The 16,265-nt window shown below is 29.2% G+C and carries 15 protein-coding genes and 1 pseudogene; 6 read left to right on the top strand and 10 right to left on the bottom strand.

The window, feature by feature from the left end; translation table 11 throughout:
- Positions 1-720: pseudogene (locus Q0352_RS05375) on the bottom strand (glycine dehydrogenase (aminomethyl-transferring)); the annotation flags it as partial.
- 137 nt (positions 721-857) lie between these two features.
- Between Q0352_RS05375 and Q0352_RS05370 the strand changes: the two are divergent.
- Positions 858-1,703 carry a hypothetical protein gene (locus Q0352_RS05370; protein ID WP_299524763.1) on the top strand — a complete coding sequence of 282 codons (846 nt, stop codon included), beginning with the start codon at positions 858-860 and terminating at the stop codon, positions 1,701-1,703.
- A gap of 10 nt (positions 1,704-1,713) precedes the next feature.
- A complete protein-coding gene (locus tag Q0352_RS05365) occupies positions 1,714-2,523 on the top strand; it encodes a bifunctional 2-polyprenyl-6-hydroxyphenol methylase/3-demethylubiquinol 3-O-methyltransferase UbiG (RefSeq protein WP_299524760.1) in 810 nt (269 codons plus the stop codon).
- Positions 2,524-2,571: 48 nt separating this feature from the next.
- Here the strand turns inward: Q0352_RS05365 and Q0352_RS05360 are convergent, their stop codons facing one another.
- Positions 2,572-3,345, bottom strand: coding sequence for a C4-type zinc ribbon domain-containing protein (locus Q0352_RS05360; protein WP_299524757.1), 774 nt, complete (start codon positions 3,343-3,345; stop codon positions 2,572-2,574).
- A 1-nt stretch (position 3,346) separates the two neighbouring features.
- On the bottom strand, positions 3,347-4,441 hold the full coding sequence (locus Q0352_RS05355; RefSeq protein WP_299524754.1) for a Nif3-like dinuclear metal center hexameric protein: 1,095 nt from the start codon (positions 4,439-4,441) through the stop codon (positions 3,347-3,349).
- Positions 4,442-4,536: 95 nt separating this feature from the next.
- On the opposite strand from Q0352_RS05355, the gene lpxK reads away from it, so the two are divergent.
- A complete protein-coding gene (gene lpxK, locus Q0352_RS05350) occupies positions 4,537-5,556 on the top strand; it encodes a tetraacyldisaccharide 4'-kinase (protein WP_299524751.1) in 1,020 nt (339 codons plus the stop codon).
- Positions 5,546-6,355: a purine-nucleoside phosphorylase gene (locus Q0352_RS05345; protein ID WP_299524748.1), complete on the top strand. Its 810-nt coding sequence runs from the start codon at positions 5,546-5,548 to the stop codon at positions 6,353-6,355. Before lpxK ends, Q0352_RS05345 begins: the two co-directional genes overlap by 11 nt.
- Positions 6,356-6,425: 70 nt before the next feature.
- On the opposite strand, the gene Q0352_RS05340 is transcribed toward Q0352_RS05345, so the two are convergent.
- From Q0352_RS05340 to Q0352_RS05325, 4 genes are read right to left on the bottom strand one after another with little or no spacing between them, the layout of a single operon-like run.
- A complete protein-coding gene (locus Q0352_RS05340) occupies positions 6,426-7,322 on the bottom strand; it encodes an ethanolamine ammonia-lyase reactivating factor EutA (RefSeq protein ID WP_299524765.1) in 897 nt (298 codons plus the stop codon).
- Between the two features lie 4 nt (positions 7,323-7,326).
- Positions 7,327-7,815, bottom strand: a complete 489-nt coding sequence (locus tag Q0352_RS05335) for a histidine phosphatase family protein (RefSeq protein WP_299524745.1) — start codon at positions 7,813-7,815, stop codon at positions 7,327-7,329.
- 30 nt (positions 7,816-7,845) lie between these two features.
- Positions 7,846-8,493 carry a pyridoxamine 5'-phosphate oxidase gene (gene pdxH, locus Q0352_RS05330; protein WP_299524742.1) on the bottom strand — a complete coding sequence of 216 codons (648 nt, stop codon included), beginning with the start codon at positions 8,491-8,493 and terminating at the stop codon, positions 7,846-7,848.
- Between the two features lie 16 nt (positions 8,494-8,509).
- Positions 8,510-9,973, bottom strand: a complete 1,464-nt coding sequence (locus Q0352_RS05325; RefSeq protein ID WP_299524739.1) for a sodium:solute symporter — start codon at positions 9,971-9,973, stop codon at positions 8,510-8,512.
- Positions 9,974-10,047: 74 nt separating this feature from the next.
- Here Q0352_RS05325 and recR point away from each other — a divergent pair, with 74 nt between their 5' ends.
- Together recR and Q0352_RS05315 are read left to right on the top strand one after the other, a co-directional pair.
- Positions 10,048-10,659 carry a recombination mediator RecR gene (gene recR / locus Q0352_RS05320; protein WP_299524736.1) on the top strand — a complete coding sequence of 204 codons (612 nt, stop codon included), beginning with the start codon at positions 10,048-10,050 and terminating at the stop codon, positions 10,657-10,659.
- A 3-nt stretch (positions 10,660-10,662) separates the two neighbouring features.
- The gene (locus Q0352_RS05315) at positions 10,663-11,817 is read left to right on the top strand and encodes a glycosyltransferase family 2 protein (RefSeq protein ID WP_299524733.1); all 1,155 of its coding nucleotides are present in this window, start codon (positions 10,663-10,665) and stop codon (positions 11,815-11,817) included.
- Here the strand turns inward: Q0352_RS05315 and Q0352_RS05310 are convergent.
- From Q0352_RS05310 to Q0352_RS05300, 3 genes are read right to left on the bottom strand one after another with little or no spacing between them, the layout of a single operon-like run.
- Positions 11,814-13,874, bottom strand: a complete 2,061-nt coding sequence (locus tag Q0352_RS05310; protein WP_299524730.1) for an acetate--CoA ligase family protein — start codon at positions 13,872-13,874, stop codon at positions 11,814-11,816. The two genes, Q0352_RS05315 and Q0352_RS05310, sit on opposite strands and share 4 nt — an antisense overlap.
- Positions 13,875-13,877: 3 nt before the next feature.
- Positions 13,878-14,474, bottom strand: a complete 597-nt coding sequence (locus tag Q0352_RS05305) for an indolepyruvate oxidoreductase subunit beta (RefSeq protein WP_299524727.1) — start codon at positions 14,472-14,474, stop codon at positions 13,878-13,880.
- Between the two features lie 15 nt (positions 14,475-14,489).
- Positions 14,490-16,106: a thiamine pyrophosphate-dependent enzyme gene (locus tag Q0352_RS05300; protein ID WP_299524725.1), complete on the bottom strand. Its 1,617-nt coding sequence runs from the start codon at positions 16,104-16,106 to the stop codon at positions 14,490-14,492.
- Between the last annotated feature and the right edge of the window lie 159 nt (positions 16,107-16,265).

The following is a 16,265-nucleotide window of genomic DNA, read 5'->3' as shown; positions in this document are numbered from 1 at the left end:
TGCAATTTTAGCTTCAACAATTTTTGCTTTTTCAACAAATGCTGAATAATCATAAGTTTGGCCATTTTTAGCTGGATATTGAATTAAGGCACCGTAAACATTTTCTGAAAACTCAAAAGTTTCATGGTTTCCGAATATTAATTCAATTTCTAATGGAATTGCCCGTGTTGTTAAAACATCAATGGTTTGAGGTAAAACTTCTTCTGAAACAAAAAACTGAGATGCATTAGCCTTTTTTTGACCTCTTGTTCTGGAGTTGAACAGCATAATCATTGCTTCTGCAGCGGCTGTTCCTTCATCTAGTAATGAAGCATTTGATAATTCCATGCCAGTAAGCTCTGTTACCATAGTTTGGTAATTTAATAAAGCTTCTAAACGGCCTTGTGCAATTTCTGCTTGGTACGGAGTATAAGCTGTATACCATCCTGGATTTTCTAGTATGTTGCGTTGAATTACACCTGGAAGTATCGTTGGATGATATCCTAAACCAATATAATTTTTGTATAATTTATTTTTGTTTGCAAGTTCCTGAATATGTGACATATATTCAAATTCACTTAATGCAATTGGTAAATCTAAATTATTTTTTAATCGAATGTCTGAAGGAATTGTTTTGTTTATTAGTTCATCTACTGAAGAAACTCCAATGGTTTTTACCATTTCATTTACTTCATTTTCACTAGGTCCTATGTGTCTTAAAACGAATGAATCTGTTTTCATTATTGTAAATAGTATATAAAATTTAACATCTACAAAATTACTTAAAATTTAGGAATTAAAAGGGTAGAGTTTTTACTGAATTATAATATTTTGTTAACCAAAAATTAAGGATATTAACAAATATGTACATTTGTAAAATGAAATTTTTAAAAAAAATATTAGATTTTTATATTTTCAGTAATATTCATGTTTCCATAGCAGGTTTTAGTTTAACTAAAATTACTTTGCTTAAATTTGGAATTGTAGATAATTTAACTCCTATTTTTGTTGCACTTTCTATCGTAATTTCCTATAATTTTATTCGATTTTTTGAAATAAAAAAGAATAGTCTTAATTGGTTTAAGAATTGGTTTTTTGAGCATAAAAATGTGTTGAGCTTAATTTCATTTTTATCAGTTATTTTATTGATATATATTACCTTTTTTAGCAAATTTAATTTGAAAGCAATTTTAGTACTTCTTCCTTTTGCTTTTATGACCTTTTTTTATGTAGTTCCTCTTTTTAAAATTGGAAATATTGAAGTTTCATTTCGGAATTTTCCATTCATAAAAATAGTTAGTATTGCTTTTGCTTGGGCGGGAATTACAGTATTATTTCCTTTATATGAAGCTAATTTTGAATTTACTTCAAACGTTTATATTGAGTTTTTACAACGTTTTTTATTATTGATGGCAATAACACTTCCTTTTGATATTAGAGATGTAACTTTTGATTCGAAATCGTTAAGAACGTTACCTCAAGTTTTAGGAGTTGAAAAATCTAAAATAGTTGGTTATGTACTACTTATATTAACTGTTTTAGGTGAGTTCTTAAAAGATAATTTTTCTAGCTCTGAAATGTATATGCTAATATTTGTTTCATTTGTTACGGCTTTATTTTTAATATTTTCATCACCTAAAAGAACACGGTATTACACAAGTTTTTGGGTAGAAGCTATACCAATTTTATGGTTTATATTAATTGTGTTATTTTTGAAAAACTAAAACGGAAAGAATGAATGATCTTAATAAAAAATATTTTGAAGTAAATAAGAATACTTGGGATAAAAAAGTAAGTATCCACGCTAAATCAGAATTTTATGATGTTGAAGGTTTTAAAAAAGGAAAAACTTCATTAAATAAATATGAGTTAGAAGAATTGGGTGATGTTAAAGGAAAAACATTACTGCATTTACAATGTCATTTCGGACAAGATACTTTAAGTCTTAGTAGGTTAGGAGCTAAGTGTACAGGTATTGATTTATCGCCAGAAGGTATAAAACAAGCAAAACTTTTAAATGATGAATTAGGCTTGAATGCCACTTTTATTGAAAGTAATTTATATGATGTTCCTAAAAATGTGGAAGGAAAATTCGATATTGTTTTTGCGTCTTATGGCGTTATTGGTTGGTTACCCGATTTAAAAACTTGGGGTGAAATTATTTCAAGTAAACTTAAAAGTGGTGGTATTTTTTATTTGATAGAATTTCACCCAATAGTCTGGATGTTCGATTTTTTACAAACACCCCCAAAATTGACATATCCATATCTAGAAAAAGAAGCAATTTATGAAGAGTATAAAGGAACCTATACAAATAAGGATGCCGATATTATAAGTAAAGAATATGGTTGGAACCATGGTTTAGGGGAAGTTATTACTGCTTTAACTGAAGCCGGTATGCAAATTGAGTTTTTACATGAGTTTGAAAAATCGCCTTACAATAGTTTTCCAGAAATGGATAAGACTGAAGATGGAATGTATGTGTTAAAGGAAAATCAGCGAATGTTTCCTTTGTTATATTCAATACGTGCAACTAAAAAATAAAAAAGGCTTCCATATTGGAAGCCTTTTTTTATAGGATTTAAAGTAGGATTACTTTAATAATTTGTCAATTTTTTCTTTTTCTTCTTCAGCTAAAGCACCGTCAACTAAAATTCTACCGCTATGTTCATCAGTAATAATTTTTTTACGACTTGCAATTTCAACTTGTCTTTGTGGTGGAATAGTAAAGAATGAACCTCCAGAAGCACCTCTATCAATAGAAACAACAGCTAAACCATTTTTTACAGAAGTTCTAATTCTGTTATAAGCTTTTAATAAATGATCATCTATTAAATCGCTATATTCTGCAGACATTTTAAGTAATAAAGCTTCTTCTTTAATTGTATCACCCATGATATCGCTTAATTCACCCGATTTATGTTTTAGTAAATCAGCTTGTCTCGCAATGTTTTCTTTAGTAGTGGTAATTACTTCGTTTTTTTGTTCAATTTTAACTTTATATTCTTTAATTCTTTTTTCAGCTAATTCAATTTCAAGCTCTTGATATTCAATCTCTTTACTTATAGAATTGAATTCTCTATTGTTACGAACATTCTTTTGTTGTTCGGCATATTTTTTTAATAATGTATTTGCATCTTCAATAACCAATTTCTTGGCTGTAATTTCACCTTTTAAGTTAGTTACATCTTCATCTAGATTAGAAAGTCTTTTGTTTAAACCTACAATTTCATCTTCTAAATCTTCAATTTCTAAAGGTAGTTCACCTCTTACATTTTTAATTTCATCAGCTCTTGAATCAATTAATTGTAAGTCGTAAAGAGCTCTTAATTTTTCTTCAACAGTAACTTCTTTGCTTTTAGCCATATTATAAGTAATAAATTGGGTTTGTGTTTCTATTTGATAAAATGATGGCAAAATTAAGGAATTTTTTTGTAAGTATCTCAACTAAAAGATTTTTTGTGAATTGTTCACTTTCATAATGTCCTATATCTGCGATAATAAGTTTATCTTCAGCTTTGTAAAATTCATGATATTTAATATCAGAAGTCACATAAATATCGGCTTCGGCACTTATTGCATTCTGAATTGCAAAACTTCCAGAGCCTCCTAAAACAGCGACTTTTTTAATTGGTTTTCCTATTAATTTTGAATGTCTTATTCCTTTAGCATTCATAGTTACTTTTAGGAAATTTAAAAAATCTAATTCGCTTTTTTCTTCAGTCAATTCACCTATCATTCCAAGGCCAATTTCTTGATTCATATTATCTAGAGGAACAATATCATAAGCAACTTCTTCATAAGGATGTGCATTAAAAAGCGCAGTAAGTATATTATTCTCTTTATGTTTTTCAAAAATTACACTGATAAAAGTTTCATTTTCGGTATGAAGTTTTCCTTTTTCCCCAATAGTTGGATTTGAATTTTCATTGCCTTTATAAGTACCATAACCTTCTGTATTAAAACTACAATGATCATAGTTCCCTATACTTCCAGCTCCAGCTTTAAAAAGAGCTGTTCTAACTTTTTCTGAATTGTTATTTGGAACGTACGTAGTTAGCTTTTTTATGGTATTTTTTTGAGGAATTAATACTTTTTTATTTTGCAAACCAAGAATTTCACAAATTTTCGCATTCACTCCTTGAAAAGAATTGTCTAAGGCAGTATGCATTGAATAAATAGCAATGTCATTTTTAATAGCTTTCAATACAACGCGCTCAACATAGTTGTTGCCATTTAGTTTCTTTAATCCTGAAAATATAATTGGATGAAAACTTACAATTAAATTACAATGCTTTTCAATAGCTTCATCAACAACATTTTCCAATGTGTCAAGCGTAACTAAAACACCTGTAACCTCAGTATAGTAGTTGCCAACTAATAAGCCAACATTGTCAAAACTTTCAGCATAATTTAATGGTGCAATTTCTTCAATACAAGTTGTAATATCTTTAATTTTCATAGTTTGGAATGAATGATGCTAACAAAGATAAATTTTACATAAGAAAGTTACCCTATTTAAGCAGAAATTTTTAATTTGTTTGTATTTTCGCTTAAGTGAAATTTTTAAGAAAAATACTATTTCCGTTTTCTTTGTTGTATGGATTAATTACAAGTATGCGTAATTATTTATACGACAAACATATTATTACATCAACTCAATTTCAAACTCCTACTATTGTTGTAGGAAATTTAAGTGTTGGTGGAACAGGAAAAACACCTCAAATAGAATACTTAATTCGATTATTGCAAAACGACTATAAAATAGCAGTTTTAAGTAGAGGTTATAAAAGAAAAAGTAGTGGTTTTATGATTGCAGATGAAAATTCAACTGCTGAAATTATTGGCGATGAACCTTTTCAATATTATTTAAAATTCCCTAAAGTTATTGTTTGTGTTGATGTTGATAGAACAAATGCGATTCAGCAATTAGAAGCTTTAGAAAATCCGCCAGATATTATTTTATTAGATGATGCTTTTCAGCATAGAAGAGTAAATGCAGGGTTTAATATTTTGTTAACGGCCTACCATAATTTATATGTTGATGATCATATGTTACCAACAGGAGATTTAAGAGAAAAAAAATCAGGAGCTAAAAGAGCACAGGTAATAATTGTGACAAAATGCCCTATTAATATTTCAGAAGTTGAACAGTTTGAGATCACTCAAAAGTTAAATTTAACTTCAAAGCAATCAATATTTTTCACAGCTATTGAATATGATAATGAATTAAAAGGAGCTTCAAACTTAAATTTGAGTGAGCTAAAAAATACAGAAACACTACTTGTTACTGGTATTGCAAATCCAACACCTTTAGTTGAGTATTTAACCAATCAGAAAATTAAATTTAAGCATATAAAATATCCAGATCATTATCAGTTTAAAGAGAAGGATATTGCTGAAATAAATTCAGAATTTAAGTCACTGAAGTCAAATAATAATATAGTTTTAACAACAGAGAAAGATTATGTTCGTATCTTTGCAGACTTACAAAATTTGAGATATATATCAATAAAAACAAAATTTGTAAAGAACAAGACAAGTTTTGATAAATTAATAAAAAAATATGTGGAATAAAGTTCAAGATACAGTTAAGTTTCTTCAGGAGAAAGGGATTACAACACCAGATTATGGTATTATTTTAGGGACAGGATTAGGAAATTTAGTTGAGAAGATTGAGATTGAAATTACGATTCCTTATGGAGAAATACCAAACTTTCCAGTTTCAACTGTTGCTGGTCATTCGGGAGAATTAATTTTTGGAACCATTGGTAATAAAAAAGTGATTGCTATGCGTGGTCGATTTCATTATTATGAAGGTTGGACGATGGAACAAACAGTTTTTCCAGTGCGAGTAATGAAATATTTAGGTGTTGAAAATTTAATTGTTTCAAACGCTTCAGGTGGTGTAAATCCAGCTTTTAAAGTTGGAGATGTTATGATAATTACAGATCATATTAATTTTATTCCTGAACATCCTTTACGTGGTAAAAATGAAGAACGTTTTGGGCCAAGATTTGTTGATATGCACGAGCCATATTGTCTTAAAATGATTGCGAAAATGGAGCAAATAGCTAAAAATATGAACGTTCCAATTCAAAAAGGTGTTTATTTAGCATTACAAGGCCCTACTTTTGAAACGCCTGCGGAATATAGAATGGTTAAATTAGTTGGTGCTGATGCAGTTGGAATGTCAACAGTTCCTGAAGTGATTGTAGCTAAACATATGGGAATGACTTGTTTTGGTATTTCTGTTATAACCGATTTAGGTGTAGAGGGAATAGTAGAAGAAGTTTCACATGAAGAAGTACAAAAAGTAGCTAAAATTGCTGAAAAAATTGTAGGTAAATTAGTTGAAGAGTTTATAAAATCTTGAATTTAATTTTTAGATTTTAAATATGAAAAAAACCGCTTTTAGCGGTTTTTTTATGTTATAGTAGATATTCTTAATACGTGTTATAATACACATTTTTCACAATACCATCAGCAAGTCCAATTTTTGGAACATAAATTTTAGTAGCGCCACTCCATTCCATTGCAGCTACATATATTTTTGATGCAGGTATAATTACATCAGCTCTGTCTGGGTTTAAATCTAGCTTTAGGATTCTATCTTCGTATGTCATTTGACTTAAAAAATCTAAGTAATTTTTCATATACGTTAAACTAAGAGCTGTTCCCATTGGTTTTCCGGAGAGTTTAAATATTTTATTTATATTTCCTCCTGAACCAATTACATTTATATTTTTTAGGCCTTTAGTATTTTCTTTGATCCAAGTTTCTATATTTAGCCAAATTGCTTTAAATTTTTTCTTGTCATCTAATAAACGGACAGTACCTATTTTAAATGATTTAGAAGTCGTAATTTTCCCTTTTGAAAAAATGGTAATTTCTGTACTACCACCACCAACATCAACATATAAATAGGTTTTATGAATTTCTATAATATGATTTAAATCGGTAGAAAATATTATTTTGGCTTCTTTCTTGCCATCTATAATATCTATTTTTATAGAAGTTTTTTTAAATATTTCATTAACTATTTCATCACCATTTTTAGCTTCTCGCATAGCTGAAGTTGCACAAGCTTTATATTTTTCAATTCCGTGAACGTCCATCAATAATTTAAAAGCTTTCATAGCTTTAATCATTCTGTTTTTATTTTTTTCAGAAATTATTCCTTTAATAAAGGTATCAGCTCCCAAGCGAATTGGCACACGAACTAGCGCAGATTTTTTAAAACTTGGATTAGCACCAGAATCTTCGGTAATTACATTGGTTACCAATAAACGCACAGCATTAGAGCCTATATCAATTCCAGCAAGTTTTTCAATTTTCAAAATAAAATTATTTATAATTTTTTGGAAACTCAGTTAAAAATGTTTTTCCAGATTTTATGTTTTTCCAATGATTGGTATCAAATTTAATTCCAATAACACCACAGGTAGGTACGTGGTCTAAAAGCTTGTCTCCAAATTTATTCACAAAATCACTAATTCCATGGTCATGACTAAATATAATTGCTGAATCAAAACCATCATCTAATGCTTTTACTGTTTTTATTAAGTAACCATCACTAAAATTAAATAAGGATTTACTTATTTTGAGGTTTGCTAATGGGTAATTAAAAGAATAGCTAAAAATCATTGCAGTGTGCAAAGCTCTATTTGCACAACTTGAGATAAAAACATCGGGACTTGATATCTTTTTTTGCAATACATTAGAAATTAAATAAGCATCGTTAATTCCTCGTTTTTTTAATGGGCGATCAATGTCTTTAATTCCTTCATATTCCCAAGAAGATTTTGCGTGCCTAACAATGTAAAGTGTTTTCATTTAATATTGGTTGTGGTTCAAATATATATATTAAGGAGCTAATCTTTCAATTTTCCAATCAAAATTTTCTTGTAATGTGTATCTAATTCTATCATGCATTCTATTTGGACGTCCTTGCCAAAATTCAATACTAACAGGTTTTACAATATAACCGCCCCAATTTTTGGGTCTTGTAATTTCTTTATTTTTAAATTTATTTTCAAAGGAAGCTAAACGTTCATCTAAATATTTCCTAGAAGAAACAGGTTCGCTTTGGTCTGAAGCCCAGGCGCCTAACTTACTTCCGTCTGGTCTTGATTCAAAATAACCATCTGATAAGTTTTCTGCAATTTTTTCAGTACGTCCTTTAATAATAACCTGACGTTCTATATTATTCCAGAAAAAAGATAGGCAAACATTTGGATTATTGTCAATAGATTTTCCTTTCTCACTGTTGTAATTGGTGTAAAAAATGAAACCTTCCCAAGTATATTTTTTTAATAATACCACTCTACTTTTTGGGAATCCGTCTAAACCAACTGTTGCAATTGTCATAGCATTGGTTTCAGTATCTCCACCAAATTCTTCTACTTCAAAAAACCATTTTTGAAATAATTCCATTGGGTTTTCTGAAATCTCATTTTTGGAAAGTTCACTTTTTTTATAAATTTTTCGATAATTGCTTAAATCATTATCCATACGGCAAAAATAAATATTATTTAGCTGGTTTTCTAATTAAATACAAACCAATAAAGGTTAATAATCCATTTATTATGATAAGTTCATACCCAAAAATATAACCGTTTAAAATTTGCACGGAATAATTATTAAGAAAATAACAAATTATAACTGATAGTAATGCTATAATCCAAACATACTGATCTTTTATAGCGTGTTTTGTATAAATTCCAAAAGCAAATAATCCCAAAAGTGGACCGTAAGTATAGGAGACAATTTGTAACAGGCTACTTATAATATTGTCTTCTAAAATATATCTAAAAGTTACAATTACTAGAACTAATAGAATTGAAATTGCGATATGTACTTTTTTTCGAATTGATTTTTGTTTTGACTTTTTTCTATTTTCAATGTCTAAAATATCAATACAATACGATGTTGTTAGAGAAGTTAAAGCGCTATCAGCACTTGAATAAGCTGCGGCTATTAAACCTAAAACAAAAACAATTCCAATAGTTATTCCTAAATCACCGTTTAATGCTATTTCAGGATATAGTAAATCGGTTTTTACGCTGCCATCAATTATAGGTATGGCAATGCCTAATTTTTCGGCATAGACAAATAGCAAAGCTCCTAAAGTTAAAAATACAAAGTTTACAAGTATGAGTACAAAACCAAGTGAAATCACATTCCATTGGGCTTCTTTAATGTTTTTACAAGTCAAGTTTTTTTGCATCATATCTTGATCTAAACCTGTCATAGCAATAGCTATAAACATTCCGCCTAAGAAAGATTTAATAAGGTGTTTATTATCATTAAAATCATCTAAAAATAATATTTGACTGTATTTTTGAAATTCTGATGAATTAAAAACGTCAGAAATAGACCAATTTAATTTAGTGAGAATAATATAAATAGTTGCGCAAACTGCAATTAGCATAAATAAGGTTTGAAACGTATCTGTCCAAATAATTGTTTTAATTCCGCCTTTAAAAGTGTACATCCAAATTAATAAAACAGAAAAAATTACTGTAATTTCAAAAGGAATTTCCCAAGCGTCAAAAATAAAATATTGCAATACGGAAGCCACTAAAAACAGCCTAAATGAAGCTACTAAAACTCTAGAAACAAAGAAAAACAGAGCGCCAGTTTTATGGGATGTTGTTCCAAAACGGTGTTTTAAAAATTCGTATATTGAAGTGATTTGCAGTTTATAATAAATAGGAATTAGCAAGTAAGCAATTACAAAATAACCAAATAAATAACCAATTACAATTTGCATATAGCTAAATTGTGAGCTTTGAACCCAGCCAGGAACTGATATAAACGTAACTCCAGATAGTGAAGCGCCAATCATACCAAAAGCAACAACATACCAAGGTGATTTTTTATTCGCTTTAAAAAAAGTTTCGTTGCTATCACTTTTTCCTGTTAAATAAGCTATTAAAAGAAGTACACAAAAATAAATTGCTATTAGAGAAAGTATATATATTGGTTTCATTAATTAATTTTATATGAATTAACAAAGAAACTAAAATTATTGAGAATATCGTTTCCTAATTGTACATTTGCGAAATGAATTTTTCTTCAAAACTTTTAGAAAATGCAGTAAATGAAGTTTCTCAATTACCCGGGATTGGTAAAAGAACTGCACTTAGATTGGTATTACATTTATTAAAACAACCAACTACTCAAACACATCAGTTATCAAATGCATTAACTAGTTTGGTTGATAAAATTAAATTATGCAAAAAATGTCATAATATATCTGATGTAGATGTATGTGAAATTTGTGCAAACCCTTCAAGAAATTCAGAAATTATATGTGTGGTTGAAGATGTGCGTGATGTTATGGCAATTGAAAATACATCTCAATTTAAAGGTTTATATCACGTTTTAGGTGGCAAAATTTCACCAATTGAAGGAGTTGGTCCTCATAATTTAAGTATTGATAGTTTAATAGAGAAAGTGAAAAGTGGTACAATAAAAGAAATAATCTTTGCTTTAAGTTCTACCATTGAAGGTGACACAACTAATTTTTATATTTTTAAACAATTAGAAAAATTTAAGGTAAATACTTCAACTATTGCGCGTGGAATTGCTGTTGGCGATGAACTTGAATATGCCGATGAAATTACATTAGGAAGAAGTATTATTAATAGAATTCCTTTCGAAAAATCATTCTAACTAATGGATTTATCAGTTATTATTGTTAGTTATAATGTTCAATATTTTTTAGAGCAGTGCATTTTAAGTGTACAAGCTGCTTCTCAAAATTTAAAAATTGAAATTATTGTTGTTGATAACAATTCTACAGATGCTAGTTGTAAACTAATTTCAGAAAAATATCCTGAAATAATTCTTATCCAAAATAAAGAAAATGTTGGTTTTTCAAAAGCGAATAATCAAGGAGTTAAAATAGCAAATGGGAAGTATGTTTTAATTTTAAATCCAGATACCGTTGTAGCTGAAGATACTTTTGATCAAATTTTAGCATTTGCAAAAAGTAAACAAAATTTAGGCGTTTTAGGTGTTAAATTAATTGATGGTTCTGGTAATTTTTTACCTGAAAGTAAACGTGGAATTCCAACTCCTCAAGTATCTTTTAGTAAACTTTTTGGGATTTCAAGTAAAAGTACGGGGAAATATTATGCGACACATTTGAATGAAAATGAAACGGGTATTGTTAATATTTTAGTTGGTGCTTTTATGCTACTAAAAAGAACTGTTTATAATGAGGTAAATGGTTTTGATGAGGCTTATTTCATGTACGGTGAAGATATTGATTTAAGTTATAAAATTTTGAATCGAGGTTATCAAAATTATTATTATTCGAACACTCAAGTGATTCATTATAAAGGGGAAAGCACTCAAAAAGATGTTAAAAATTTAGTATATTTTCACAATGCAATGAAGATATTTTATAAGAAACATTTTAAATTGAATTGGATTTATGATTTTATAATGGGCTTTGGAATTCAATTTTGGTTTTTACTTAAGTTTTTTAAATTTTTAAGACCAAAGAACAGTTTAAAACTTAGCTTAAATATATTGTATTTAGGTAAGGATGAGTTGGTTAATAATTATTTAGGTAAAAAATATTTATTGGTAAATGAAAATCTAATTGATGATTTTGATCAAATTAGATCTCTTATAAAAAAAGATTCTATTGATACCATTGTGTTTGACAATTCATCAATTTCCAATAAAAAGATTATTGAACATTTTCAGGAATTTAAAAATGAAGGTGTATCTTTTAAAATACACCCTCGACATACTAATTTTTTAATAGGAAGTATAAACTCTATAAATCTAGGCCAAGTAGAATTGATTGAAAATAATTAATTTTTTTCAATTCTAATTCTTGCATCAACAGCTAAAATTTCTTTAGAATTTCCTAAAAGTGGATTTAAATCCAACTCAGAAATTTCAGGAGCAATAGTGACCAAATTTGAAATTTTTGTAATTATTTCAGCAAATAAATCTTCATTTATACCTTCTTGATTTCTAACACCTTGTATGATTTTGTAGGATTTTAAATTTTGTATCATTTCCAACGCTTCATTTTGTGAAACTGGAGCTAAAGAAGTATTCACATCTTTTAAAACTTCAATATAAATTCCACCTAAACCACAAAGAACCATATGTCCAAAATTTCCTTCTTTTTTTGCACCTATAAATAATTCAATTCCTTTTTTCATTGGTTGCAATAAAACGGAAGTTGCTCCTTCAATTTTCATTATTTTATCAAATGACTCAAATAATTTTTCTTCAGAAGTTATGTTTAAAACAATCCCACCAACATCGGATTTATGCACAGGACCAACAACTTTCATTACAACTGGAAAGCCTAGTGATTGAGCTTCTTTAAAACAACTTTCTTTTGAAGTGCAAATAGCTTCATTTACTATTGGAATTTGTGCTGCAACTAACAATTCTTTTACTTGTTCAGGATGTATGTAGCCATCTTTAGCATTATCAATGATAGTCCTGATAGTTTTTAAATCAGCAGTGTTTTTTGTGCTATTTTTTATGGTTTTAGTTGAGGGTTTAATGGTTTTTGCTAATGCATTACCAAATAATACTTCATCAGGAAAATTAATATTTCCTTTTGAAATAAAATACTCAATCTCATTTTTCACATTTACAACTGATGGTAAAATTGGAAATATAGGTTTTTTACATGCTCGCATTTTTTGGTGTAGCACATCGTAAACATCGTACACTTCAAATAAACCAGGGCTTCCAAAAATTACAACCATTGCATCAATAGTTGAGAATTTGTGTTCGCAATAATCAATAATAGTTTCTAATTGCGCAGCAGTTCCTGTTGCTAAAAAATCTATTGGGTTTGAAATTGATGAACCTTCATATAATTTTGAAAGAAGTTCCTCGCTGTCTTTTCCTTTAATTTCAGGAACATTTAAACCGTTTTTAGATAAAGCATCTGTTAACATAACTGCAGGACCACCTGCGTGTGTAATAATGGCAATATTTTTCCCGATTAATTCTTTATGCATAAAAATAGATGCAACTGTAATTAACTCATTTCTACCATAACAGCGTATAATTCCAGCTTTTTTAAACAAAGCATCTACCGCTACATCAGAATTTGCTAAAGCGCCAGTATGTGAACTTGCGGCTCGGCTTCCTTCATCAGAACTTCCTGCTTTTATTGCTGCAATTTTACAACCTTTATTAATTAAAGAGGTAGCGTGTTTTAACAGCTTTTGTGGATTTTCAATACTTTCAATATATAATAATTTAACATTTGAACTTGTTTCAGTATTAAAAGTTTCATCCAAATGTTCTAAAACATCTTCAACACCAATTTGAGCAGAATTTCCAACGGAATAAACACTTGAAAATGTGAGTCCGGTTGACATTGCAGCTTCCATAATAAAAACTGCTGTTGCACCTGATCCAGAAATAAAATCAACTCCTTTTGAGTTTAATTTTGGAATTGGAGTTGTAAAAACTCCGGCATAATTCTGATTAATTAATCCAATATTATTCGGTCCTAATAAAGTTCCTCCAACAGCATCTATTTCATCAACTATTTGTTGTTCTAATTTTTCACCTGCTGAATCTTTTTCACTAAAACCTGCTGAAAAAATTATAAATCCTTTCGTGTTTTTTTGTTGTGCTAAAACTTTTATTGTTTCAAGTGTAAACTTTGCCGCGATAGCAATAATGGCAACATCTACAGGTGGTATGTCGCTAACATTTTGATAGCATTTTACACCTTGTACTTCAGTTTCTTTTGGATTAATTGCAAATAATTCACCTTTAAAATTATGGTCAATTAAATTTTTAAGAACTCTTCCACCAGGAGTTTGTATATTATTTGAAGCTCCAACAACAACAATGCTTTTGGGGTTAATTAATTTTTCGTGTATCATTTATTAAACTACTTTCTGTGAAAATATTTCTTTTGCAATTTCTTTACCAGCATTGAAAGCTTCCAAATTCTTTGTTACAATTTTTTCGCCTTTTCTTTCAAAAAGAGTTTTAATTGCTTGTTGTAAACTTTCATCACTTAAAGGTAACTGATGTGATGCAGCGCCTAATAAAACAATATTGGTTGCTCTAGAATTACCTAAATCTTTGGCTATTTTTTGTGCATCAATTAATAAACTATTTGGATACGATTTAATTTCGGTATACAATTTTTCTAATTCAGGATAAATTGCAATATTTAAAAATGGATTTGAATCAGTAACTAACAATCCATCTTTTTTTAAGAAAGGTAAATAACGAAGTAATTCCATAGGTTCAACTGAGATAATCATATCTGCTTTTCCTATGGGAATTAAATCTGAATATACTTCTTTATCAGAAATACGCACGTGAGATTGCACAGCTCCACCACGTTGACTCATTCCGTGAACTTCAGATTGTTTAATGTTGAGGTTGGAAGCTAGTGCTGCTGTATCTATAACTGCTGCGATTGTTAATATTCCTTGTCCGCCAACTCCGGCTAAAATTATATTTATTTTCATGCTAACGGTTTAAAATTAATTAATTGCAATTTCTAGTAAATGTTTAATGTTGTCCTTTTTTTCTTTTGATAATTGAACACAAGGACGTTGCGAAATAATGACTGAAACACCATTGTAATTTATTTCATTTCTGATTAAATCAATATTTTCGTCAAGATTTTTATGAAGTGGTGTTAATACTTTTAAATGTTTTGGGTCAACTCCAATTCCTTTACAAATATTTACCAATCTACCAGAAGCCGAAGAATCTTGAGCTCCAGTCATAGCAATTGCAGAGTTATCTGAAATTATCACAGTCATTTTTGTGTTTTCTACAACAGCTTCTAACAAACCAGTCATACCAGAGTGTGTAAATGTTGAATCACCAATAATTGCAATTGCTGGGTGAATACCAGCATCAGAAGCTCCTTTAGCCATTGTTATAGATGCGCCCATATCAATTAATGTATTGATACTATTAAATGGAGGTAATGCACCTAATGCATAACAGCCAATATCACCAAAAACTTTTTGAGTTTTAGCTTCTTCACCTAGCGTATTTACAGCATTAAATAAATCTCTGTGACCACAACCAACACATAATTCTGGTGGTCTTCCTGCGACTATTTTAGGTACCTCTTTTAATTCGGTTACTTTAAATCCTAAAGCTTTTCCAATATTGTCAGGGTTCAATTCTCCAACTCGAGGAACATCACCAGTTAATCGTCCAATTACTTTTTTATTTTCATTTAAAAAATCTGAAATCATTTCTTCAATAAATGGATAACCATCTTCTAAAACCAATATTTTTTCGCAAGTATCAAATAAATGTTTAACTGCTTTTTTTGGTAATGGATATTGCGAAATTTTTAAAACAGGATAAGGACAATTTCCATCGTCAAAGTTTTCCATTAAATAATTATAAGCAATTCCAGCAGTTATAATTCCGAATGAAGTATCAGTTCCTTTAGTTAATTTATTATAAATACTATTTTCAGAATGCGCTTGCATATCAGGTTGAATATCAATTAACTGGTTATATAAACCTCTTGCATGCATTGGTATCAATTGAAATTGTCTTGCGTTTTTTGGAAGTTTAATTTCATTCTGAGCAACTCTTTCTCCAGTTGTTACACCAGCTCTTGAATGTGATAAACGAGTTACCATTCTAATTAATACAGGTAATCCAAATTTTTCGGAAAGTTCAAATGCATATTTTGTAATATCGTATGATTCTTGTTGGTTTGATGGTTCAAGAATTGGTATCATAGCAAATTTACCATAATAACGAGAATCTTGCTCGTTTTGTGATGAGTGCATTGATGGATCATCAGCTACAACAACAACAAGTCCACCGTTAATTCCAGAAACAGACATGTTCATAAAAACATCGGCTGCTACATTTAACCCAACGTGTTTCATAACGGTTAAAGATCGCTTTCCAGCATATGACATTCCTAAAGCAGCTTCCATAGCTGTTTTTTCATTTACTGACCAATTAGAGTGGATATTTAGCTCTTGTGCTATTTTTGATTTTTGTATATATTCGGTAATCTCTGTTGAAGGAGTTCCAGGATATGCGTAAACACCTGATATTCCTGCATCTATTGCGCCTTGCGCTAAAGCTTCATTACCTAATAGAAGTTTTTTCATAAAATTCTAGTTTATATTTGTTTTAATAATGTTGTAAAATTATGAAAACGATTTCGTATTCAATATGACCGAAATCATATTTTGCTTCTAATATACTGATAGACAGAATATTAAAAATCTAATAAAAAAGGAAAAGTATTGAGTATTTGAGTGGTAAAA

Origin of the sequence: uncultured Lutibacter sp. (genome assembly GCF_937891065.1) — a bacterium.
GTDB lineage: Bacteria > Bacteroidota > Bacteroidia > Flavobacteriales > Flavobacteriaceae > Lutibacter.
This window is presented reverse-complemented; position numbering and strand designations above follow the sequence as displayed.